General features: G+C 69.8%; 22 protein-coding genes. 11 read left to right on the top strand and 11 right to left on the bottom strand.

Annotated elements, in window-relative coordinates:
* A complete protein-coding gene (locus MWN34_RS05530; RefSeq protein WP_247027386.1) occupies window positions 1–330 on the top strand; it encodes a DUF1491 family protein in 330 nt (109 codons plus the stop codon).
* 49 nt (window positions 331–379) lie between these two features.
* Here MWN34_RS05530 and MWN34_RS05525 read toward each other — a convergent pair whose 3' ends face one another.
* From MWN34_RS05525 to MWN34_RS05510, 4 genes are all read right to left on the bottom strand, one after another.
* Window positions 380–1,465: a hypothetical protein gene (locus MWN34_RS05525; RefSeq protein WP_247027384.1), complete on the bottom strand. Its 1,086-nt coding sequence runs from the start codon at window positions 1,463–1,465 to the stop codon at window positions 380–382.
* Window positions 1,466–1,843: 378 nt separating this feature from the next.
* The gene (locus MWN34_RS05520) at window positions 1,844–2,392 is read right to left on the bottom strand and encodes a DUF1254 domain-containing protein (protein WP_425532062.1); all 549 of its coding nucleotides are present in this window, start codon (window positions 2,390–2,392) and stop codon (window positions 1,844–1,846) included.
* Between the two features lie 134 nt (window positions 2,393–2,526).
* The gene (locus tag MWN34_RS05515) at window positions 2,527–3,102 is read right to left on the bottom strand and encodes a DUF1214 domain-containing protein (RefSeq protein WP_247027380.1); all 576 of its coding nucleotides are present in this window, start codon (window positions 3,100–3,102) and stop codon (window positions 2,527–2,529) included.
* Between the two features lie 12 nt (window positions 3,103–3,114).
* Window positions 3,115–5,391 (bottom strand): transglycosylase domain-containing protein, encoded by a 2,277-nt coding sequence (locus MWN34_RS05510; protein ID WP_425532056.1) that lies wholly within the window; start codon window positions 5,389–5,391, stop codon window positions 3,115–3,117.
* A 280-nt stretch (window positions 5,392–5,671) separates the two neighbouring features.
* Between MWN34_RS05510 and MWN34_RS05505 the strand changes: the two genes are divergently transcribed.
* Window positions 5,672–6,181: a YcgN family cysteine cluster protein gene (locus MWN34_RS05505; RefSeq protein ID WP_247027378.1), complete on the top strand. Its 510-nt coding sequence runs from the start codon at window positions 5,672–5,674 to the stop codon at window positions 6,179–6,181.
* Window positions 6,182–6,276: 95 nt separating this feature from the next.
* Here MWN34_RS05505 and MWN34_RS05500 read toward each other — a convergent pair whose 3' ends face one another.
* The gene (locus MWN34_RS05500; protein ID WP_247027376.1) at window positions 6,277–7,956 is read right to left on the bottom strand and encodes an L-lactate permease; all 1,680 of its coding nucleotides are present in this window, start codon (window positions 7,954–7,956) and stop codon (window positions 6,277–6,279) included.
* A 220-nt stretch (window positions 7,957–8,176) separates the two neighbouring features.
* Between MWN34_RS05500 and MWN34_RS05495 the strand changes: the two genes are divergently transcribed.
* A complete protein-coding gene (locus tag MWN34_RS05495; protein WP_247027374.1) occupies window positions 8,177–8,941 on the top strand; it encodes an FCD domain-containing protein in 765 nt (254 codons plus the stop codon).
* A gap of 22 nt (window positions 8,942–8,963) precedes the next feature.
* On the opposite strand, the gene dcd is transcribed toward MWN34_RS05495, so the two are convergent.
* Window positions 8,964–9,521, bottom strand: a complete 558-nt coding sequence (dcd, locus tag MWN34_RS05490; RefSeq protein WP_247027373.1) for a dCTP deaminase — start codon at window positions 9,519–9,521, stop codon at window positions 8,964–8,966.
* Between the two features lie 166 nt (window positions 9,522–9,687).
* Here dcd and MWN34_RS05485 point away from each other — a divergent pair, with 166 nt between their 5' ends.
* Entirely contained in the window at window positions 9,688–10,242 is a 555-nt protein-coding gene (locus tag MWN34_RS05485; RefSeq protein WP_247027371.1) for an NADPH-dependent FMN reductase, read from the top strand.
* A 108-nt stretch (window positions 10,243–10,350) separates the two neighbouring features.
* Here MWN34_RS05485 and MWN34_RS05480 read toward each other — a convergent pair whose 3' ends face one another.
* Window positions 10,351–10,560: a TOBE domain-containing protein gene (locus tag MWN34_RS05480; RefSeq protein ID WP_247027369.1), complete on the bottom strand. Its 210-nt coding sequence runs from the start codon at window positions 10,558–10,560 to the stop codon at window positions 10,351–10,353.
* Entirely contained in the window at window positions 10,557–11,159 is a 603-nt protein-coding gene (locus MWN34_RS05475) for a molybdopterin-binding protein (protein ID WP_247027368.1), read from the bottom strand. The genes MWN34_RS05480 and MWN34_RS05475 overlap by 4 nt, the downstream gene beginning before the upstream one ends.
* A gap of 733 nt (window positions 11,160–11,892) precedes the next feature.
* Here MWN34_RS05475 and MWN34_RS05470 point away from each other — a divergent pair.
* Both MWN34_RS05470 and MWN34_RS05465 read left to right on the top strand, forming a co-directional pair.
* The gene (locus MWN34_RS05470; RefSeq protein ID WP_247027366.1) at window positions 11,893–12,633 is read left to right on the top strand and encodes a hypothetical protein; all 741 of its coding nucleotides are present in this window, start codon (window positions 11,893–11,895) and stop codon (window positions 12,631–12,633) included.
* Window positions 12,539–13,918: a DNA-packaging protein gene (locus tag MWN34_RS05465; protein ID WP_486187716.1), complete on the top strand. Its 1,380-nt coding sequence runs from the start codon at window positions 12,539–12,541 to the stop codon at window positions 13,916–13,918. The genes MWN34_RS05470 and MWN34_RS05465 overlap by 95 nt, the downstream gene beginning before the upstream one ends.
* A 68-nt stretch (window positions 13,919–13,986) precedes the next feature.
* Here the strand turns inward: MWN34_RS05465 and MWN34_RS05460 are convergent, their stop codons facing one another.
* Complete coding sequence (locus MWN34_RS05460) at window positions 13,987–14,286, bottom strand: hypothetical protein (protein WP_247027362.1); 300 nt, start codon at window positions 14,284–14,286, stop codon at window positions 13,987–13,989.
* Window positions 14,287–14,445: 159 nt separating this feature from the next.
* On the opposite strand from MWN34_RS05460, the gene MWN34_RS05455 reads away from it, so the two are divergent.
* The 5 genes from MWN34_RS05455 (at window position 14,446) to MWN34_RS05435 (ending at window position 18,987) form a co-directional block, all read left to right on the top strand.
* Window positions 14,446–15,600: a phage portal protein gene (locus MWN34_RS05455; protein ID WP_247027360.1), complete on the top strand. Its 1,155-nt coding sequence runs from the start codon at window positions 14,446–14,448 to the stop codon at window positions 15,598–15,600.
* 454 nt (window positions 15,601–16,054) lie between these two features.
* The gene (locus tag MWN34_RS05450) at window positions 16,055–16,243 is read left to right on the top strand and encodes a hypothetical protein (RefSeq protein ID WP_247027358.1); all 189 of its coding nucleotides are present in this window, start codon (window positions 16,055–16,057) and stop codon (window positions 16,241–16,243) included.
* A complete protein-coding gene (locus MWN34_RS05445) occupies window positions 16,240–16,419 on the top strand; it encodes a hypothetical protein (RefSeq protein ID WP_247027356.1) in 180 nt (59 codons plus the stop codon). The genes MWN34_RS05450 and MWN34_RS05445 overlap by 4 nt, the downstream gene beginning before the upstream one ends.
* A 592-nt stretch (window positions 16,420–17,011) precedes the next feature.
* The gene (locus MWN34_RS05440; protein WP_425532055.1) at window positions 17,012–17,614 is read left to right on the top strand and encodes an HK97 family phage prohead protease; all 603 of its coding nucleotides are present in this window, start codon (window positions 17,012–17,014) and stop codon (window positions 17,612–17,614) included.
* A 116-nt stretch (window positions 17,615–17,730) separates the two neighbouring features.
* On the top strand, window positions 17,731–18,987 hold the full coding sequence (locus MWN34_RS05435; protein WP_247027630.1) for a phage major capsid protein: 1,257 nt from the start codon (window positions 17,731–17,733) through the stop codon (window positions 18,985–18,987).
* Between the two features lie 92 nt (window positions 18,988–19,079).
* Here the strand turns inward: MWN34_RS05435 and MWN34_RS19585 are convergent, their stop codons facing one another.
* Window positions 19,080–19,205, bottom strand: coding sequence for a hypothetical protein (locus MWN34_RS19585; protein WP_281502877.1), 126 nt, complete (start codon window positions 19,203–19,205; stop codon window positions 19,080–19,082).
* Window positions 19,206–19,493: 288 nt separating this feature from the next.
* Complete coding sequence (locus MWN34_RS05430) at window positions 19,494–20,207, bottom strand: S1 family peptidase (RefSeq protein ID WP_247027354.1); 714 nt, start codon at window positions 20,205–20,207, stop codon at window positions 19,494–19,496.
* Between the last annotated feature and the right edge of the window lie 411 nt (window positions 20,208–20,618).

Here is a 20,618-nt window from a genome sequence, read left to right as displayed (position 1 = left end):
GTGCGCCTCAAGACCGCCATCCTCGCCTCGGCGGTGGTGCGCAGGGCCAATGGCGCCGGCGCTTTCGCAGCGGTGCGCCGGCGCGGGGCGGAAGAGGCGGGGGCGCTGTTCGTGAAGGTGGCACGGCTCGACGGCACGGCGGCGCTCTACGGCCCCGCGCCGCCAAGCTTCGATGATGTGGACAATGAGCGCCGCTTCGAGGTGGTGCTGCCAGCGGGCAGTACGGAAGCCGATGTAGAGGCTCGCATGGCGCGTGAAATCGGCTTCGATCCCGATCTCTGGTTCATCGAGATCGAGGATCGGGAAGGGCGCTCTTTCCTCGATTCCTGACGGTCGCCTCGATCTTTGACGGTCACGCGAAACGGCGCCCGCCGAACCGTCAGGCCGTGCGGCGCTGGGGTTCGGCGACGATGTCGGCCATCCGTCGCGGCTCTAAGGTCTCACGCGCAGCGAGGGCCTCCGTCGGACGGAGGGCGTTGCGCCTGCGCTCTGCGCGCCACGCTGCCGCAAGATGCTGTGCGTGGCCGTCGGGAAGCTGCTCATAGAGCTCGGCCAGAGCCAGAACCCGCACTGTGGACGGCGCGAGTTCCGGATGTAGCAGGAAGACAAGACGCGAGGCGAGCTCGAAGCTTAGGCCGAGGGCTCGGGCCGCCACGATCAGGGCCTCCCCGGTGCGGTCCTGCGCGATGTCCTGCGCGGTGTCGCGTGCGGTGCGCAGCGCCAGCGACAGCAGGGTGACGGCCTCGTCGCTGCGCCGCGCCTCGATCGCCTGTTCCAGCCGTTCGACCATCGCGCTGCCGGCATGGGGCACGCGCTCGGTCATGGGAAGGGGCGGCATGGTTACGAGATGTTCGAGGATCGCTGCCCGCTCCGTGCGCCCGCTGCGCAGATAGGCCTGAGGTAGAGGACGGGTCGCTGCCGAGGACGGCTGCAGGGCCGAAACGGTGTCCGGCGCGGGCAGGGGGCCGTCGGTCATCGCAGCGCTGCGCGCCTGATGCAGCGTCTCCGCCAGATGCCGCGCGAGGCCTGGGGAGACCACCCGGCGGGCAGCGATAGCGGCGGCGATGGTGTTGGCGTGGGCCGGCGAGGCGTCCTGCGCCAGGCTGCGCAGGCTGTCTTCGTCCAGCGCCGGGGAAAGCCGCAGCATCGGCTCGGCCACCTCGATCGGTTCCTGCGCCAGCCGCAGCGCCACCTCGCGCGGCAGGTCGGCGCGGCGGGCCAGGGTGGCGCTGGCGAAGGCCCGGCTTTCCGTATCGGCGGCCTCGATCAGCCGCAGTATCAGCTGGCTGAGCCGGCGCTGCTCGACCGGGTTGCGCGGTGGTTCCGCGCTTGCCCGTATCGCCAGAAGCCGCAGGAGCAGGGGACGCGTGTCGCGCCCCTCCCTGTGGGCCTCGTCGATGGCGGCACGGAGCCGCTCATGCACCGCCTCGGCGGCGGCGGTGTCGGACAGCGTGACGGCAGGCATCGGTGTGTCGGACATGGCGGCGAAACTGACTGTGCGAGGAACGGACGTCGGTGATGGCCACGCTACTGCCCGAACGTTAGCAACGACTTAACCATGTGTGGCGCCAGATGACGACGGTCCGACGGGGGCCGGAAGGACGGGGGACGGACGATGGGTGCCGTAGTGCCGCTTTCTACGCATTCCCGCATTCAGTCGCGTGTCGTACGTGGATTCCGGCGGCCCGACGGCCGGACCGCCGATGTCATCATTCTGCCCGTCGTGAGGGTCGACCGCGGGGAGAATGAGGAGGAACCGGCGACGGACAGTGCCGCCGGCACGCCGGTGGGGCGAAACTGAAGACAGCCCCCGGCACGAAGACAGCATTGGAACAGGCCGGGATCAGCCGCCGCTCACCTCGCAGCGGGCGGCTGCCATGCGCTGGCGCACCAGATCGCGCGCCGATGGCTCGCCCACGAGCGCGCGCATCAGCACGATGCCTTCATCGGTCGGGGATTCGACGATGAGCTGGTCGGCGGCTGTGACCTCGTCATTGTCCGGCAGCTCGGCCTTCTGGCGGGCATTCATCAGGTCGAGTTCGATAACCTGCCGTCCGGCCGCCCGATCGTTGATCGCGTAGAAGGCCAGCCCGCTCCGCGTGTAGAACGACACCGAGGTGTAGTCCGGCGTGGTCGGCAAAACGAGCTTCATCGGGCCTTCGGCCAGATCGTAAAGGCACACGGCGGAGACGAAAGCGGGATCGCTCGCCGGCAGCACTGCGCCTGCCGGGCCGGGGTCGTCCAGCAGCGTGACGGTGTTGGGCTCGGCGATGGCGGAAAGCCGGGCGAAGGCGTCGCGTTCGGCAAAGAGTGGCAGGCTCAGCACCGAGACGATGTGCACGATGCCGCCGAGCACGAGGCCGAACGCCAGCACGAGCAGCGCCCGCGCCAGCCGCGAGCGCGGCGGCAGCCGGTCGAGCAGGCTGGGCCGCCGGCGCAGCAGGCGGCGTGCGCGGCGGGCCGTTTCCGTCTCGGCGGCGGCCGTGGCGGGCGTTTCCACATTCTCCGGTGCGCTGGCTGGCATCGTCATGGGCAGCGCTCCGTCGTGATCTTGGGCGTCTCCGGCGGATCATCTGTGCGATTGGCGATCCCGACCGGCGCATCATAGAGCCGGAGGGTCAGCATGAGCCGGCCCCTGTCGCCGGTCGGCAGCCAGTTGCCAGGGCGTGCTTTCGGCGCGAGGGCAATGTCGATGCTGCCGTCGCCGCTCCACAAGGCTTCGGCGCTGGTCAGGCCGTAGCGGGCGGCGGGGTTGGCGATCAGCCGGCCCTTTTCGTCGGCGAGCGTCAGCGTCCAGTACCGTGCCTGCGGCATCCGTCCGCTAAGACGGATGTCGCAGCGTCCGTCGAGCGGCCGGCCAGCATCGTCGGTGCGGGCGATAAAGGCGAGGCCGTCCGCGAGTTCAAGCGGCACCGTGCCCTGCCGGGCCAGCGCCGCACGAGCATAGGGGTCGGCATCGTCGGTACCGGATTTCGGCCAAGCCTTCCAGGCACCGGCCGTCACCACGTCCGGGCCGTAGCCGTCCGCTGTGGTGAGCCAGGTGAGGCCGAGGCCGATGGCGGCGCCGATGGCGAGGCTGGCGATGAAGGAGGTGGCGCGCACGGGCTTGGAAGCTCAATTGGCAGCGGGCGACGGTGCGGCAGGTGCTGCCGCTGCGGATTCGATCGGCCCGGGCGCGTCGAGCGCGGCGCTGGTCCGGCCTGGATCGGCGGCGATCGCCTCGCGCATCGCGCGCTCGATCTCGATGAGCCGGCTGGCGGAACGGGGCGACAGGGTGATCGGCCGCTTCACGCCCTCGATGTTCAGCGGGCTCGCCTCCGCGACCGCCCCGTCGAGCTTCGGCACGGGCAGGCCCTCAAGGCCGGGCGGCGGCTTCAGGTCAATGCCCTGATGGGCGAAGGCCATGACCTTCTGCCATGTCATCGCCGGCAGCGACCCGCCGGTCATCTTCTTGGTGGGGGTGTAGTCGTCATTGCCGAACCAGATGGCGCCGACATAATTGCCGGTGTAGCCGACGAACCATGCGTCACGATAGGCGTTCGTCGTGCCGGTCTTACCGGCCACCTTCACGCCCGGCAGCATCGCCCGCCGGCCGGTGCCGTTCTCCACTACGCTGTTCATCATCGGCACGATTTCGCGGATGATGTCCTGCGGGATCACGCGATGGGGCTTGGGCCCGTCGCGGTCATAGCTCCATACCGGCTCGCCGGCCGGCGTGCGCATCTCGACGATGGCGTGGGGATCGACCGACATGCCGTCATTGGCGAAGACCGAATAGCCGGTCGCCTGATCCATAACGGTGACCTCCGCCGCGCCGAGCGGCAGCGCGCGGGTGATCTTGAGCTCACTCTTCACCCCCATGGCGTGGGCGAGGTCGACGATGCGCCCGCGCCCGATCGCTTCCGCCAGCTTCACCGCCACCGTATTGAGCGAGCGGGTGAGGGCGGTGATGAGCGGGATGCGGCCGGCATAGGAGCGGCCGTAATTCTGCGGGCACCAGTTGCCGATGCAGATGGGTCCGTCCACCACGATGGTCTGCGGCGTGTATTTCCCGGTCATCAAAGCGGCGGTGTAGACATAGGGCTTGAAAGAGGAGCCCGGCTGCCGCAGCGCATCGGTTGCACGGTTGAACTGGCTCTCTCCGTAATCGGTGCCGCCCACCATGGCACGGATCGAGCCGTTCGGCTCCAACACCACCATGGCGGACTGGCTGGCGCCGTAATCCTTGCCGAATTGGCGGATGCTGTCCTGAATGGCGGTGTCGGCAGCCTTCTGGATATTGGGATCGAGCGCGGTGCGCACGAGGAAGGAGCGCTCGGCATAGGTCTTGGGCAGCGTGTCGACGATCTTCTTCACCTGGTCGAAGGCGTAGTCGAGATAATAATCCGGCGTGTCTTCCTGCTTGCGGTCCACCGGCGTCGCGGGGTTGCGGCGGGCGCCGAATACCTGGCCCTCGGTCATGAATCCAGCCGTTACCAGATTGTCGAGCACCACATTGGCGCGGGCGCGGGCGGCGGGCAGGTTGACATGGGGGGCGTATTTCGAGGGCGCCTTGAACAGGCCCGCGAGCATCGCGGCTTCGGCAAGGTTCACGTCGCGCACCGACTTGCCGAAATAATACTGCGCCGCCGCATCCACCCCGAAGGTTCCCCCGCCCATATAGGCGCGATCGAGATAAAGCTTCAGGATCTGGTTCTTGCTGAGGTGGAATTCGAGCCAGAGCGCGAGGAAGGCCTCCTTGATCTTGCGCTCCAGCGTGCGCTCGTTGGACAGGAACAGGTTCTTGGCGAGTTGCTGGGTGAGCGAGGAGCCGCCCTGCACGACGCCGCCGGCGCGGGCATTGGTGGCGACCGCGCGCAGCGTTCCCATCACGTCGATGCCGAAATGCTCGTAGAAGCGCCGGTCCTCCGTCGCCAGCACCGCCTTGATGAGATGGTCGGGAAACTCCTCGAGCGGCACCGTGTCGTTGTGCCGGATGCCGCGCTCGCCGATGATGTTGCCATAGCGGTCCTGGAAGACCACGGAGAGGTCGGCGCGCTTCAGCCAGTCGGCCGATGTCTCCTGAAAAGCGGGAAGCGCCAGCGCCAGCATCAGGACCGCGCCGACCGCTCCCCAGGTCATGGCTTCGGAGGCGAGGCTCCCTGCCCAGCGGGCGGGGCCCTGAAGGTTGAAGCGCTCGGTGAAGGCGGAATAGCTTTCCGCGGCATTTCTCAGGCGTGAGCCGGAGGAAAAGATCGTCGAATCGATCCAGGAATCGATTTCGAGCAGAACATGCCGCAGCCGACGCCACGGGCCGGCGCGCCCGCTCCGGCCCTCCAGCTCCGGGGGGGTGGAAGGGGGCGTCGTTCCTGCGCCGGAGGCAGGGTCCTCGCCGTTCGGCCGGTCGTTCAAGCCGTCGTCTCCCTAGCCCACCCATGCCCGTTATAGCGAAGCGTACCGGGGCAGGCGAGGGGCGTTGAAGGCCGCCTGCTCCACGCTTCGCAGGCTGGAGCGGATACAGACTATCGCATTGGCGGGCCGCGGCCCTATATAGGCAGCTTCCCGCTGCATCCGGCCGGCGGTGCATCCGGCCTTCCGGATCGCCACCGGCTCCCGTCCGCCCGAGGGTTTCGGCCCGGGCGACGTTCCCCGCCGTCATCGGCGATGCGGCTTCCTTGCTGCCGGACCCTGCATGACTCTGATCGACACCGACGCCGCGCCGTTCTGGAAGACCAAGACCCTCGACGAGATGTCGCCGGAGGAATGGGAGAGCCTGTGCGACGGTTGCGGCCGCTGCTGCCTGGTCAAGCTGCAGGACGAGGACAGCGAGGCTATCGCCTATACCGATATCGGCTGCAAGCTGCTGAACGAATTCACCTGCGCCTGCCGGGACTATCCCAATCGGCAAGCCCATGTGCCCGATTGCGTGCGCCTGACCCCGGATGTGGTGCGCGAGATCGGCTGGCTGCCGCCGAGCTGCGCCTATCGTCTCGTGGCCGAGGGGCGCGACCTCTATTGGTGGCATCATCTGCTGTCGGGGGATCGGGACACGATCCATCAGGCGGGCGTCTCGGTGCGCGGCCGGGTGGCGGGATCGGAGGAGGATATTCCCTTCGCCGATTTCCTCGACCACATGGTGCGGTGGCCGCTTCGGCTGCCCAAGGGCGCAGCCCATCCCGGCGGCCCGCGCCGCAGGCGCTGATCGCCCCCGATACGGCTAATGAAAAAGGGAGGCCTCACGGCCTCCCTTGAAAGGGGAAGGCTTTGCGCCTCCCCGATGGCGACCCCATCGCCCCGTCAGTGGATGACGAGCGAGGTGAAGGGCCAGACATAGGCCTGCAGGGTCACCAGGATGCCGACCAGCACCGCCAGCGCCACCGAGTGGAAGAACACATAGCGCAGGATGGTGCCTTCGCTGTTCTGCCAGCCCGTCGCCGTGGAGGCGACGACGATGGACTGCGCGTCGATCATCTTGCCCATGACGCCGCCGGACGAGTTCGCGGCGGACATCAGGATGGGCGAGAGGCCGAGCTGCTGGGAGGTGATCCGCTGCAAGCCGCCGAACAGCACGTTCGAGGCCGTGTCCGAGCCGGTGAGCGCGACGCCCAGCCAGCCGAGCATGGTTCCGAACAGCGGGTAGAACGGGCCGGTCACCGCGAAGGCGAGGCCGAGCGTGGCATCAAGGCCCGAATAGCGGGTCAGGAAGCCCAGCGCGAGCATGATCGCGATGGTGGCGAGCGAGTAGCGCACCTTCCACAGCGTGCGGCCATAGATCTGCACCAGCTTCACCGGCGAGAAGCCCATGACGAAGCCGGCGATGATGGCTGCCACGAGAATGCCGGTGCCCGTCATCGACATCACGTTGAACAGGTAGACCGCGGCCTCGGTCTTGGGCGCGGCGACGACGGGCGGCATCTTCTGCACGAGGTTATGCAGGCCGGCCATCTCGAACTTCTGGAGGAACACGCCGTCGAGGATCGCCTTCACCTGCGGAATGCCCCACAGGAACACGAACACCGTCAGGATGGCCCAGGGCAGCCAGGCGCGCAGCACGGCGGCGCGCTCCGGGGCGGCGCCGGAGGTGTTGAGCGTGCCCTTGGTTGCCTTGCCTTCCGACCCGTCACCACCGGTACGGCCCTTCAGGGCGGTCGAGGTCCAGATGGTCTCGGGCTGCCAGACGCGCAGGAAGCCGACGAGGCACAGCATCGAGATGAGGGCTGCGCCGACATCCACCAGCCAGGGGCCGTGGAAGTTGGAGATCAGGAACTGCGGGATCGCGAAGCTGACGCCGCAGACCAGGATTGCCGGCCAGATCTGAATCATGCCGCGGAAGCCCGCGAACGCCCAGATCAGCCAGAACGGCACGATCAGCGAGAAGAACGGCAGCTGGCGGCCGATCATGGCCGAGAGCTGCATCAGGTCCAGCCCGGTGACGCCGGCCAGCGCGATGACCGGCGTGCCGAGCGCGCCATAGGCGACGGGCGCGGTGTTGGCGATCAGCGAAAGGCCGGAGGCGGCGAGGGGTGAGAAGCCGAGGCCGATCAACAGCGCGGCGGTCACCGCCACCGGCGTGCCGAAGCCGGCGGCACCTTCGAAGAAGGCGCCGAAGGAGAACGCGATCAGCAGGAGCTGCAGCCGGCGGTCGCTGGTGATGCCGGCGATGGAACGCTGCAACACCTCGAAGGAGCCGTTCGTTTCGGTGAGCTGGTGCAGGAAAATGATGTTCAGCACGATCCAGCCGATCGGCATCAGGCCGGTGGCCGCGCCGAGAAGCGCGGCCGTGCCGGCCTTTTCCATCGGCATGCCGAAGATGAAGACGGCGATGATGAACGCGGCGCACAGGCCCGCGAAGGCGGCGACATGCGCCTTCATGTGCAGGAAGCCGAGGCCGATCAGCATCACCGCAATCGGAATGGCGGCGCAAAGCGTCGACAGCAGGAGGCTGCCGAACGGATCATACAATTGATTCCAAATCACTGGCGGTTCTCCTCCCGGAGGGGTGGTGCGGAGTTCGGCTCCGTCGTCGGGGTTTTGGCAGGCGCGCTAGAGTGCACGGACCCGCGTGATATTGAACACCTTTTTGTTACCGGTTGGTAAGGTTCCTTGACCAGCCGAGTCAATCGGTCACTCCCTTATTCCTTGGTTGAACGGACGGTGCCGCTAGCGCATAAAGCCGCTCACGAAAGGCCTGAATCACATGATCGAGCCGTTGCGTACGCGAAAGCTCGCCGAGACCATCGCTGACCATATCGAGCGGATGATTCTCGAGGGCGTGCTGCATCCCGGCGAGCGGCTCGCCAGCGAGCGCGACCTTGCGGCGAAGCTCGAAGTGTCCCGGCCGTCGCTGCGCGATGCGCTGCAACTCCTTGAAGCGAAAAGACTTCTCGTGACGTCACGCGAAGGCACGCGCGTCGCCGAGTTCCTTGCCCCGCTGACCGAGCCGCTGGCCGGACTGCTTCAGTCGCACGACCAGGTGGCGGCGGATTACTTCGAATATCGCGGCGCGGTCGAGGGTAAGGCGGCGGCGCTCGCGGCGGAGCGGGCGACGGAGCCCGAGCGGGCGGCGATCGCGGCCTGTCTCGCGGAGATGGAAACCGCCCATGCCGCCGGCGACACCGACCGCGAGGCGGAGGCGGATCTCCAGCTCCACCGTCTCGTCTACGAGGCCTCGCACAACCTGGTCATCCTGCACGTGATGCGGGCCTTCTCCGAGATGCTGCGCCGGGACATTTTCTTCAGTCGCCGCAAGCTCTTCGCCCATGCGGACATCCATGATGCGCTGCTCGCCCAGCACCTTGCCTTCGGCACTGCGATCATCGAGGGGCGGGCGGGGGATGCGGATGCGGCGATCACCGAGCACCTGCGCTACACCGGCGAGGCGGTGGAGGCGCTGCGGCGCGACGAGGCGCGGATCGGCGTCGCGGTGCGGCGGCTGAACCGCTCCACGCTGATTGGCGACTAAGCCAACGCTTTGACGGATAAGTCTATTCTGCCGCGCGCTGGCCGGCGAACTGGCCGCGATAGCCGCTCTCGGGCACGCCCAGCGTCTGTTCGAGGATCAACTGGCACACCTTCATGCCGGCGCGCAGCCGAATCGGGCGCGGACCGAGATTGATGATCTCGAGCTGGATCCGGCCGGTCGAGCCGGCGTGGATGGTCGGTGCAGTGAGGTGGACGATGAGTCCGATGCGTGCAAGCGAGCTCTTGCCCTCCACCCGGGCGGCGAGGCGGACATTGGGCTTGAGGTCGACCTTCTCGATCGTCCAGCCCAGCACCAGCCGTCCCGGATCGAGCACGAAGCCTTCCGCCCCGATCTCGATGTCGTCCGCCATGGTGCGGATCGCCTCGCGGAAGCTGTAGCCGGGGCCGGCCGGGTCGATGACCGGGTCCTCGCCGGTTCCGGGGGCGCGATAGAGCGTCATGCGGGCATCGAGGGTCAGGTCGACCCCGTTCGGCGCATAGGCTTCCGGCGGCGGCGGCGGCACGATGGTGAGCTGCCCTTCCGCAAGGGCGTCGCGAATGTCGCGATCGGTAAGGATCAAGGCCGTTCCATGCTCCCGTGAGGGACCTTATCGGTAGCATGACGCGCGCGAAGGCGGGAAGGGCGGCAAAAGCGAAAAGAAGAGCTTGCCGAAATGCTCTGGAAGCGGCGGGCGCATCGGCCTACCTATCGGGACGCATTTCCGGTTCGCTCAACAGAGGACACCCATGACGACCCCCAAGCTCATCGGCATTTCCGGCAGCCTGCGCGCCGGCTCGTTCAGCACCGCCATTCTCGAGGGCCTCAAGGACGCGCTCGCCGGCAAGGCCGAGCTCAACGTCTACCGCCTGAACGACCTGCCCTTCTACAACCAGGATGTCGACACCGAGACGCCGCCGGCGGCCGTCGCCGACTTCCGCGCCGCCATCGCCGCGGCGGATGGCGTGATCGTGGCTTCGCCCGAATATAATTTCAGCATGTCCGGCGTGATCAAGAACGCGATCGACTGGGCCTCGCGCCCCTATGGCAAGGGTCCGATCCGCGGCAAGCCGACGCTGGTGATCACCTCGTCGCCCGGCTCGACCGGCGGCCTGCGCGCCCAGGCGCCGCTGCGCGAGACGCTCTACGCGGCCGGCGGCCTCGTGGTGCACACCCCGCACATCGCCATCGCCGGCGTCGCCGACAAGGTGAAGGACGGCAAGCTGGTGGAGCAGAAGGCGCTCGACTTCGCCCTTGGCGGCATCGACGCGCTGCTGAACGAGATCCGCGTCCGCAAGGCGTGAGGCGCCGCGGCCCGGCGACGGGCACGTCGAAACGAGAAGAGCCGCCGGCGCATCCCGCCGGCGGCTCTTCTGCTTTCAGGAGGAGTGATCTCCCGGCGTGCCGGGCGGTCAGTCGACCGCGACCATCACGTCCGAGGCCTTGATCACCGCATAGGCCTTGCCGCCTTCGACGAGGCCGAGCTCTTCCACGGCCTCGTTGGTGATCGCGGAGGTGACCACCTGGCCGCCGGCGATCTCGATGCGGACATGGGCGGTGGTCGCACCCTTGGTGACGGAGAGAACCTTGCCGGGGACGACGTTGCGGGCACTGAGTTTCATTTTTCGGTCTCCAGTTGCAGGATGTCGAGGCGGGTGACATCGACGACATTGCGGGCGCCCCGCGTGTCGCCGGGCAGGATGAGGCGGATGCCCGCCTTCAGCGGCGCGCCGTCGCGCTCATAGGCGAGCAGGGCCGGGACATCGCCGAAATCGGGCGCGAGCTCGCCCATCGACAGCAGCACCACATAGCCGTCGCGCGCCGTGACGCGCACCACGCGGTGCAGCTCGGGATGCTTGCCCTCATTGGGCGCGAGACCGGCCAGCACCTCCCACAGCAGCGCGCCGGTGTAGCGCGCCCGTTCCTCGCCCTTCGAGGTCTGGAAGGTGACGGTGAGGCTGCGCGAGGGCAGGGCCTTGAGCGCTGCGATCGTCAGCGCCTCATGCGACAGGACCTCGCCGACCCGCAACGGCGCGGTGCCGAGCGCAAGGGCGGCGCCCGTGCCGGCGGGATCGGCGGCGGAAGCGGGGGGCGTGGCGGCCGGTGCGGCGGATGGGTCCGCGGCCGGGGTTTCGGAGGTCGTGGCCGAGGAGTCCTGCGCCCATGCCGGGGAAGGACCACAGATCGCGCTCCCGGCGATGCTCGCCAGCACGACCAGCACGGCCAACGTGCCGGGGCATATGCCGATCCGACGGTCGGGAATCCGCGCCCGGGGGCGTCGGTCGCATCAGGGCCTTCATCGGATCACCTCGCCGGTCGGGCGAACAGGGATACAGCCGGATATAGCAGCACAGTGCTGCGGGCAAGTGGGGGGCGCCAGGCGGGGCGCGCCAGACGGGGTACATGGAAGGCGGGCATGTGGAGACTCGCGAGGAGAAGCGCGCCCGGCTCGTGAGAATCAGGCCTCCGGGGAGACGAACCTCCGGGAGACCGGCCTCCGGATAGGCGACCCGGGTCCCACGCCCGATTTCCGATGCCGGCCGGCCCCGATCCGACCCGGCTTGGCGCGGCGATATGTGCGCTTCGGATCGCTGTGTTGCGCGCGCGCACGCGCGCGCCGTTACGGTAAAGAAACGGGTGGCATCGGTGCTCGCCTTGGGCTAGAACATCCTCGTATGCAATTATAGATTGTAGGAAATAAGTCCTTGACAGCGTCACGCTCCCCGGGTAGCTTTACGACATGCTCCAGAAATGTGCCCGGGACGGCGTCGCCGCTTCCTGATGCCGTGCGGGCTTCCGGCGTCGCTCGGGAGCCGGCGGGCGGTTCGCCGCCGCGCGAGGCTCTGGCGTGGAGCTTCCCCGATTCCGCGGCGCGGCCGGGCCCTTCCGGGCAGCGGCGGCGTCCGCCGGCTTCATCCAAAACCCACCCGATCACGCACCGGGAGACCGCATCCATGTCGATACCCGCCCGCGCCGTCTCCCCCGACGCGGTCGAGGAGGCGCGCCGGCTGTATGAGCACACCAAGGTGCCCGTGCAGCAGATCGCCAGCCTGCTCGGCATCAGCAAGAGCACCTTGCAGGCGCGCGTCCGGGACTGGGGCTGGACCCCGCGGGGCAAACGCATTCCCGCCGCCGATGCCGGAGCGCTGGCCCCGCCGGCCGTGCTGTCGCCGGAGGCGTCGGCCGAGGCGGCTAGGGACGCGGCGGTACCTGAAGAGGCGGCGGCGCTTCGATCGCCGCCCGGCGCTCCGCTGACCCTGCCGGGCGATCCCGGCGCGGTGCCCGGGCGGAACGAGGCGGACCACCCGCGCGAGCCCAACGGGCGGCGCCCCGGCACCCGACGCTCCGCTTCCTCGGTCCGCGATGCCGGCGGGCCCGAAACGCTCGCCGCCGCCGCCGGCTCGCGCCGTGCGCTGGTGGGCCGGCTGGTGCGGCGCATCGAGGGCGAGATCGCCGCGGTGGAGCGGCTCATCGCCCGCGCCGGGCTCAATGCCGGCTCGGTGCGGGTCGCCGATGCCGAGCGCGCCGCCCGCACGCTCGGGCTTCTGGTGCGGTCCCTGCGCGAGCTTGCGGCCATCGAGCGGGACGAGGAACCAGACGATGACGAGAGAGGCGAGGTCCGCGACCGCGACGCCTTCCGACGAGAGCTTGCTGAAGCTCTTGAGCGCGTGCTCGCGGAAGGGGCGGCTCGGTGAACTGATCGCCGGGCTCGACCCCGGCACCGTGGAATGGCTGCTGCATTGCTGGGCGCTGCTCGGCCGGCCTTTGCAGAAGCCCCCGCGCAGCGCCGCCGACGGCCGGGACTGGACCACCTGGCTGCTGCTCGGCGGCCGCGGCGCCGGCAAGACCCGCGCCGGGGCGGAATGGGTGCGCGGCCTCGTGCTGGGCGATCCGTCCGTTACGGCGCGGGCCTGCGGGCGCATCGCGCTGGTGGCGGAGAGCTTCGGCGACCTGCGCGAGGTGATGGTGGAGGGCGTTTCCGGCCTGATGGCCGTGCATCCCCGCCATGAGCGCCCGCGCTGGGAGCCGACCCGCCGACGCCTCGAATGGCCGAACGGCGCGGTGGCGCACGGCTTTTCCGCCGACGACCCGGAAAGCCTGCGCGGGCCGCAATTCGACGCCGCCTGGTGCGACGAACTCGCCAAGTGGCGCTATGCCGAAGCTGCTTTCGACATGCTGCAATTCGGCCTGCGCCTCGGCACCGCACCGCGGCAGATGGTGACGACGACCCCGCGTCCCACCACGCTGGTGCGCCGGCTGCTCGCCGATCCGCGCTGCGCGGTGACCCGCATCTCCACCGCCGAGAACGCGGTGCACCTCGCCCCGACCTTCCTCGAGACGGTGGTGGGCCGCTATGCCGGCACCCGGCTCGGCCGGCAGGAATTGAACGGCGAACTGGTGGAGGACCGGCCCGACGCGCTGTGGAGCCGCGCCTCGATCGAGGCGGGACGCATCGCCGAGGCCCCACCGCTGGCCCGCATCGTGGTGGCGGTGGACCCGCCCGCCTCCTCCCGCAAGGGGGCCGACGCCTGCGGCATCGTCGCCGCCGGACTGGACCGCGAGGGCATCGTGCATGTGCTGGCCGACGAGAGCGCGCAAGGCCTGACCCCCGCCGCCTGGGGCGCGCGGACGCTGGCGCTGCACCACCGGCTGGAGGCCGACCGCATCGTCGTAGAGGTGAACCAGGGCGGCGAGATGGTGCGCACGATCCTGGCGACGCTGGATTCCTCGGTGCCGGTCACCGAGGTGCGGGCGACGCGCGGAAAATGGCTGCGCGCCGAACCCGTCGCCGCCCTTTATGAGCGCGGCCGCGTCCGCCACGCCGGGGCGTTCCCGGCGCTGGAGGACGAGATGTGCGACTTCGCGAGCGACGGCCTCTCCGGCGGCCGCTCCCCCGACCGGCTCGACGCGCTGGTCTGGGCGGTGACGGCGCTGGCGCTCGGCAAGGACGAGCCGCGTCCGCGGGTGCGGGGGTTGTGAGGGAAGGCGTACCCAGTGCCGACGCGCGGCTCCCGACCCTTGGCCCGCAGCGGAGCGGTCGCGGCGCGTCAGACCTGATCGATGATTTCGGTCATGGCGCGGTGGCTGCGCCGATAGCCGGGTCGCGGAGCGAGGGACGGTTGGTCGGTGCGCATGGCGGATGCGACGTCGTCGAGTCGCATCAGCTTCCAGCCTGAGGACACGCCGCTCGAACTGCCGCCATCCACCTGCCAGACCTCCATCAGGCCCTGGCCTTGAGATCCGAATCCGACGGCATGGACTTCGACCCGGCGCGTATAGCCTCCGTACTCCACGGCCAGACAGCGCGCTGACCTGAGGGCGTCGACGGCTTCGTGCATGCTCATCATGAGCGAGGGCACCTCGATTCCAATCGAGGGCTATTTCTGCACGATTCGCTCGCAATGAGGGCGCAGCTTTGAAGTAAAACTAGGGGTTGAGGCCGGCGCCTGCAGCGCCGGCCTTTTCGTTTCCGCCATCTCATGCGTCCCGCCTTCGGGGAGACTCCCATGCGCCTGCCCTTCATCTCCCGCCGGCCCGTCGTCCCGCCCGAGGCCAAGGCTTCGCGGACCGGGGCGCTGGTGGCGCTTCTTTCCGGCCATCGGCCGCGCTGGACGCCGCTCGACTATGCCGCGCTCGCCCGCGAGGGCTATGCACGCAACCCGGTCGCCCATCGCTGCGTCAGGCTGGTCGCCGAGGCGGTGGGGCAGGTGGCGTTCGTGGCGATGGAGGGCGACGCCGAGCATGCCGCCCATCCGCTGCTCGACCTTCTGGCGCGGCCCAATCCGCGTCAGGCCGGCCCGTCCTTCATCGAGGCGCTGGCGGCCAATCTTCTGATTTCGGGCAATGGCTATGTCGAGGCGGTGCTGCTCGGCGCCGAGCCGCGCGAGCTCTATGCGCTGCGCCCCGACCGCATGCGGGTGGTGCCCGGCACCGATGGCTGGGCGGAAGCGTATGACTACACGATCGGCGGACGCTCGGTGCGTTTCCTGCAACAGGGCGAGGTGCCGCCGATCCTGCACATCGCGCTGTTCAACCCGCTGGACGATCATTACGGCGCCCCGCCGCTGGAGGCCGCGCAGATGGCGCTCGACCTCCACAACGCCGCCAGCACCTGGAACAAGGCGCTGCTCGACAACGCCGCCCGGCCCTCCGGCGCGCTGATCTATGGCGGGGCCGGCAACCTTTCCGACGAGCAGTTCGACCGGCTGCGCGAGGAGCTGGAGGGGAATTTCTCCGGCTCCGGCAATGCCGGGCGCCCGCTGCTGCTGGAAGGCGGCCTCGAGTGGCGCGCGCTCTCGCTCTCGCCGCAGGAAATGGATTTCCTGGAGGCGAAGAACGGCGCCGCCCGCGAGATCGCACTGGCCTTCGGGGTGCCGCCGATGCTGCTCGGCATTCCGGGCGACGCAACTTATGCGAATTACGCCGAAGCGAACCGCGCCTTCTGGCGGATCACGGTGCTGCCGATGGCGCGCCGGCTCGGCGCCGCGCTGGCCGGCTGGCTGGCGCCGGCCTATGGCACCACGCGACTGCGGCTGGACCCCGACCTCGACGCCATCGAGGCGCTGGCCGACGAACGGGATTCGCTCTGGCAGCGCGTGTCCGGCGCGGATTTCCTGAGCGACGAGGAGAAGCGTCTGGCGGTGGGATACGGGGCGCGGTGAGGGGAATCGGCGCGGGCGCTCGGCGAAAGCATCGCGGGGCGCCGGTGCCACATATCCATCCGCATGCCGGGTTGCCGTTCCCCTCGCGCGCCGCCATGCCCCGGTCGCCGCGAGACCCCCACCTCCCAGTCCTCTTCCTTGCGGGAGAGGGAGCCGGTGCGCCGGGGCGGCGGGTTGTTCTGGTTTTTCAGCCGAGGGCAGACGAACGGCACGCCCCGCAACGCCCGTGCTGCGCAATCCCTCCCTAGTGGGTAGCGGGTGGGGAGTGGGGCTCGGCGTCGGCGCTCGGCGAGAGCTTCGCGGGATGCCGGTGCTCCCATCTCCATCCGTGTGCCGGGCTGCTGTTTCCCGTCCCGCGGGCCGCCTCGGCTCGGTTTTCCGTGGCTCGTCGAAACGTCGGCCGGCCGCGCCTTGCACCTCGCCACTCCGCCCCCGCACGCCACCGGAGAACCGCATGGAAAAGCTGATCGACGCCTTTCTGGCGCGGGGCGATCTCGCCCATCTCGCGCTGCTGCTGTGGGCGCTCGCAGCCTCGACGCTGGTGTGGCGGATGCTCGGGCTGCTGGCGGAGACCGCCGGGCGGTTCGACGATTTCGTGCGCGAGATCGCGCGCTTCAACACGCTGTTCGGAGACGACACATGAGCCGCATCCCGCGCATACGCGCCTTCCTGCCGACCCGCTTCAATGGCGCGCCGCCCCATCTGCCGGCACCGACCCGCGCCGGAGAGGCGCCCGACGTGTTCCGTACCTTCGCCCGCACGCTCGAAAAACTGGAGCGCCGCGCGGTGACGCGCAAGCCGGACGGGGAGGGCGGGTGAGGATCGCCCGCCGGCTTCCCTTCCACCTCAGTCATCCCGGACGGCCCATAGGGCCGGGCCGGGATTGGGCGGGGTTTGTGCGGGCGGCGGCGCGGCCTTTCCGGCGGCCGATGCCAGCGCTGCGGCTTAGGCTCCGGCGGGGCGGCGGTCTTCACATCCCGTCATCCCGGACGGCTCGCAGGGCCGGGCCGGGATCGCGGGCCGCGGGCGCTGCCCTTGCCGGCGGGTCGATCCCGGTGCTCCGGCTGTGCCCGTGGCCGGGGTGACGACGGTTCGGGTGACGAGGGCAGGGCTGCCTATGCCGCATGCGCTACACGCCGCCGGCAGTCTCCACGCCGCCGTGGCCGGTTTCCAAGCCCCGCGGGAAGTCTCGGCGTCCCGCGGGAAGTCTCCGCGAGCGCCTCCGCTCCTTCTCCCGCACCCGTCCGGCGCGGGCCTCAAAACCCTTCTTCACGGATCCGTTGCGGCCATGGTCTTTTCCCTCAGGGCCCCTGCCGGCCCTTGCCTTCCATCCGGCCTGCCGGTCTGCGGCGGGCTGCCGTTTCCCGCTGTCCCGCTCACCGGCTTCAACCGGAAGCGCGGGCCCGCGCCGGTGTCCGTCGAACCGCTCGATCTGCGCTCCGCGACGCTCCGCCTCGAACGCAAGGCACGCGGCAGCGCACTCGGCCCGCTCGCCGAGGACGGTACGTTCGAGGGTTACGCCGCGTTGTTCAACCGGATCGATCTCGGGCGCGACCTCATCCTGCCGGGGGCCTTCTCCCGCTCGCTCGCCGCGCGCGGCGCGGGTGGGGTGCGGATGCTGTTCCAGCACGATCCCGCCGAGCCGATCGGCGTGTGGCTCGCCTTGCGCGAGGATGCGGTCGGCCTGTTCGTGCGCGGGCGCATCGCACCCGAAGTGACGCGGGCCCGCGAGGTGCTGGCGCTGCTGCGCGCCGGGGCACTGGACGGGCTTTCCATCGGCTTCCGCGCGGTGGAGGGGGCGACCGATCCCCGCTCGCGCATCCGCCGGCTCTCGCGGATCGACCTGTGGGAGATCTCGGTCGTCACCTTCCCGATGCAGCCGGAGGCGCGGATCGCCGAGGTGAAGGAAAGCGGGGGTCCCTTCGGCCTCGCCGGTCGGCTGCGCCGCTGCGCCCGCCGCCTGCGCACCGCGCCCGTGCCCCGGCCACCAGGGGGCGTGCCCGTTCCCGGCTGAACCGGCCCGCCTATCGCCTTACCTTCCACAGACAGGACACCACCATGCACAACGCTCCGCCCGCGCCCGAACGCAACGCCGCCGCTCCCGCCCTGCGCGAGGCGGCCGCGCTCGACATGAAAGCGCATCATGCACCGCCCGCGGCCCACGGCTTCGGCGGCTTCGGCCCGGAGGTGACGGGTGCCTTCGACGAGCTGATGGGCGCCTTCGAGGCCTTCAAGGACGCCAACGACCAGCGCCTCGGCGAACTGGAGCGGCGCGGCACCGATGTCGTGACCGCCGAGAAGGTGGAGCGCATCAATGCCGCGCTGGACGCCCAGAAGGCGCTGATCGACGAACTGGTGCTCAAGGCCCGCCGCCCGGCGCTGGGCGGGCGCGCGGAGCTGGTCGGCGATCTCGCCGCCCGCGAGCACAAGGCGGCGTTCGACGCCTATGTGCGCCATGGCGAGGCCGCCGGTCTGAAGCGGCTGGAAGCCAAGGCGATGTCCGCCGGCGTCGCCACCGACGGCGGCTATGTGGTGCCCTCCGAGACCGAGCGCGAGATCGGGAAAAGGCTGGCGGCGCTCTCCCCGGTCCGCGCCATCTCCGATGTGCGGGTCATCTCGGCGGGCACCTACAAGAAGCCGTTCATGACCTCCGGGCCGGCGGTCGGCTGGGTGGCGGAGACCGGCGCGCGCGCCCAGACCGCGAGCCCGGTGCTCGATGAGCTGGCCTTCCCGGCGATGGAGATCTACGCCATGCCGGCGGCGACCCAGACCCTGCTGGACGACGCCGCCGTGAACATCGACGAATGGCTCGCCGCCGAGGTGGAGGCCGCCTTCGCCGCGCAGGAAGGCACCGCCTTCGTCACCGGCGACGGCTCCGGCAAGCCGAAGGGGTTCCTCGCCTATGACACGGTGGCGGAAGGCGCCTGGACCTGGGGCAAGCTCGGCTTCGTCTCGACGGGCTCGGCCGGCGACTTCCCCTCGGCCAGTCCCGCCGACCCGCTGGTCGATCTCGTCTATGCGCTGAAGAGCGGCTACCGGCAGAACGGCAGCTTCGTCATGAGCCGGCGCACCCAGGCCAGCGTGCGCAAGCTGAAGGATGAGAACGGCCAGTATCTGTGGAGCCCGCCCGCCCAGCCCGGCACCCCGCCCAGCCTGATGAACTTCCCCGTCCACGAGGCGGAGGACATGCCGAACCTCGCGGCCGGCAGCTTGTCGGTGGCGTTCGGCGATTTCCGCCGCGGCTATCTGGTGGTGGACCGAGCCGGGGTGCGGGTGCTGCGCGATCCCTATTCGGCCAAGCCCTATGTGCTGTTCTACACCACCAAGCGGGTCGGCGGCGGCGTGCAGGACTTCGACGCCATCAAGCTGCTGAAATTCGCGGCGTGAGGGCATAGGCGAAATGAAAAGGGGCGCTCCCGGCCGGGAGCGCCCCTTTTCGGATGCGTATCGCCTGCGGGACGTGCGCCCGCAAGGGCTCGTCAGGGACGAACCGGGAAGGCCATCGCGGCCGGGCTTCCGGTGTCGACGAACTGGATGGCGACGGAACCCAGGGTGAGGAGCACCGCGAGGGCGAGGATGAGGGTGTTGGCGCTGAGCGTGTTCATGATGTCGGCTTATCGCTCCGGCTTCGTGACGTTTTCACGGCCACGCGCCGGCTGTGCCCCGCGGTCGGAACATTCCGGCCGCGCAGGCTTGGGACAGGGTTAAGGTTGGGTAAACGGAACGGCGTTCCGGGTGGGTGCCGGGTGAGCGGCGCCCGTTCACGGCAGATGTAGGTGCGGCAGGAGCGCCGCGCCAGTTGCATCTGCGGCGATGAGGCGTTGCGTCCGTGCAAATGCCGGCCGCCCGCCTTTTCTTCACGCGAACCGCTCTCCACTTCGCTCGAAAATGCTCTACCGGAGCGTGGCGCCCATGGCGCGGGCGGTGCTCTCGATCCACGGGCGCTGCGGGCCGATGAGCGTCGCTCCGGTAACGCCGCCGCAGCCGCGCGCCCCGCCGGCGGCGGTCGACCAGCCGATGATGGCGGCCACCGTGCCGCCCGCGAGCACCGGCCCGCCGCTGTCGCCGGTGCAGCCGCCCGCCGCCGCGCCGGCGGAGAGGCGGATCATGATGCCGCCGGTGGTGCCGATCACCGGCAGATCGACGGCGCGCAGCGTGCCCGCCGAGCGGCCGTCGCCATCCTTCACCACGCCGAAGCCGACGAGGGTGAACAGGCTGCCGCGCGCCGGAAGCGCGGGATCCGAGGCGAGCGTCGCCGGCCGGAAACGGTCGGGCAGGGGCTCGGACAGTTGCATCAAAGCGAGATCGGGCGTGGGCCGGCGGGTGTCGAAGGAGGCAGGGTCGAAGCCTGGATGTACGCTGACCCGGCTCGCCGTCAGCACCCGCGGCCCGGCCGGCTCGATCACCGCCACCGCATAATTCGCCTTCGGCGCCACGCAATGGGCGGCGGTGAGAATGACGCTCGGCCCGAGCACGACCCCGGTGCAGCTCGCCCCGCGCGTCGAGACCACCATCACCGTGCTGGCCGCGACATCGCCGCCCGCCGGGCGCCCGCCGACGATCGCGGCGGCGGGTGAGGCCGGCAGGGCGCCGAGCGCTGCGAGCAACGCCGCCGCGCTGGCCCGTGCCCAACGCCGGGCGACCGGGCGGAAGGCCGGGTGAGAGCCTGTTGCGCCACGGAATGCTGCGGAAGACGGGTGTGTCGCAGACGACGATAAGGCCACGGGCAGGCTCCTGTCCGCTCCGCTCGTGCGGAGCCTCGTTTCATGCCGGCCCGGCTTTCACCGGGGCCGGATCGGTTCCGGCGAGGCGTAGCCCGTGCGCGGGCCTCGGGCAATGGCGCAGAGGCGAAACCGCGCGCCGCGGTCCGCTGCCTACGTGCCGTGCCTTGGCGGCGTCCGCGTGCACGGCATCTCGTTCGCCTGTCCGTGCAGCCCGTCTCAACCCGGCGCGGCCGCCTCCCGCGCGTACCGGTCCTGCCCGCCCTTTGCCCCGTCCGCCGCCGGACCGGTTCCGGC

Origin of the sequence: Ancylobacter crimeensis, from assembly GCF_023016805.1 — a bacterium.
In the GTDB taxonomy this organism is placed as follows: Bacteria; Pseudomonadota; Alphaproteobacteria; order Rhizobiales; family Xanthobacteraceae; genus Ancylobacter; species Ancylobacter crimeensis.
This window is presented reverse-complemented; position numbering and strand designations above follow the sequence as displayed.

Coding starts and splice junctions, on each gene's coding strand:
- MWN34_RS05505 (WP_247027378.1), top strand. CDS start 5,672: ATGACTCTGATCGACACCGACGCCGCGCCGTTCTGGAAGACCAAGACC.
- MWN34_RS05525 (WP_247027384.1), bottom strand. CDS start 1,465: ATGCCTGCCGTCACGCTGTCCGACACCGCCGCCGCCGAGGCGGTGCAT.
- MWN34_RS05460 (WP_247027362.1), bottom strand. CDS start 14,286: ATGATGAGCATGCACGAAGCCGTCGACGCCCTCAGGTCAGCGCGCTGT.
- MWN34_RS05445 (WP_247027356.1), top strand. CDS start 16,240: ATGAGCCGCATCCCGCGCATACGCGCCTTCCTGCCGACCCGCTTCAAT.
- MWN34_RS05485 (WP_247027371.1), top strand. CDS start 9,688: ATGACGACCCCCAAGCTCATCGGCATTTCCGGCAGCCTGCGCGCCGGC.
- MWN34_RS19585 (WP_281502877.1), bottom strand. CDS start 19,205: ATGAACACGCTCAGCGCCAACACCCTCATCCTCGCCCTCGCGGTGCTC.
- MWN34_RS05435 (WP_247027630.1), top strand. CDS start 17,731: ATGAAAGCGCATCATGCACCGCCCGCGGCCCACGGCTTCGGCGGCTTC.
- MWN34_RS05450 (WP_247027358.1), top strand. CDS start 16,055: ATGGAAAAGCTGATCGACGCCTTTCTGGCGCGGGGCGATCTCGCCCAT.
- MWN34_RS05495 (WP_247027374.1), top strand. CDS start 8,177: ATGATCGAGCCGTTGCGTACGCGAAAGCTCGCCGAGACCATCGCTGAC.
- MWN34_RS05465 (WP_486187716.1), top strand. CDS start 12,539: ATGACGAGAGAGGCGAGGTCCGCGACCGCGACGCCTTCCGACGAGAGC.
- MWN34_RS05480 (WP_247027369.1), bottom strand. CDS start 10,560: ATGAAACTCAGTGCCCGCAACGTCGTCCCCGGCAAGGTTCTCTCCGTC.
- MWN34_RS05455 (WP_247027360.1), top strand. CDS start 14,446: ATGCGCCTGCCCTTCATCTCCCGCCGGCCCGTCGTCCCGCCCGAGGCC.
- MWN34_RS05470 (WP_247027366.1), top strand. CDS start 11,893: ATGTCGATACCCGCCCGCGCCGTCTCCCCCGACGCGGTCGAGGAGGCG.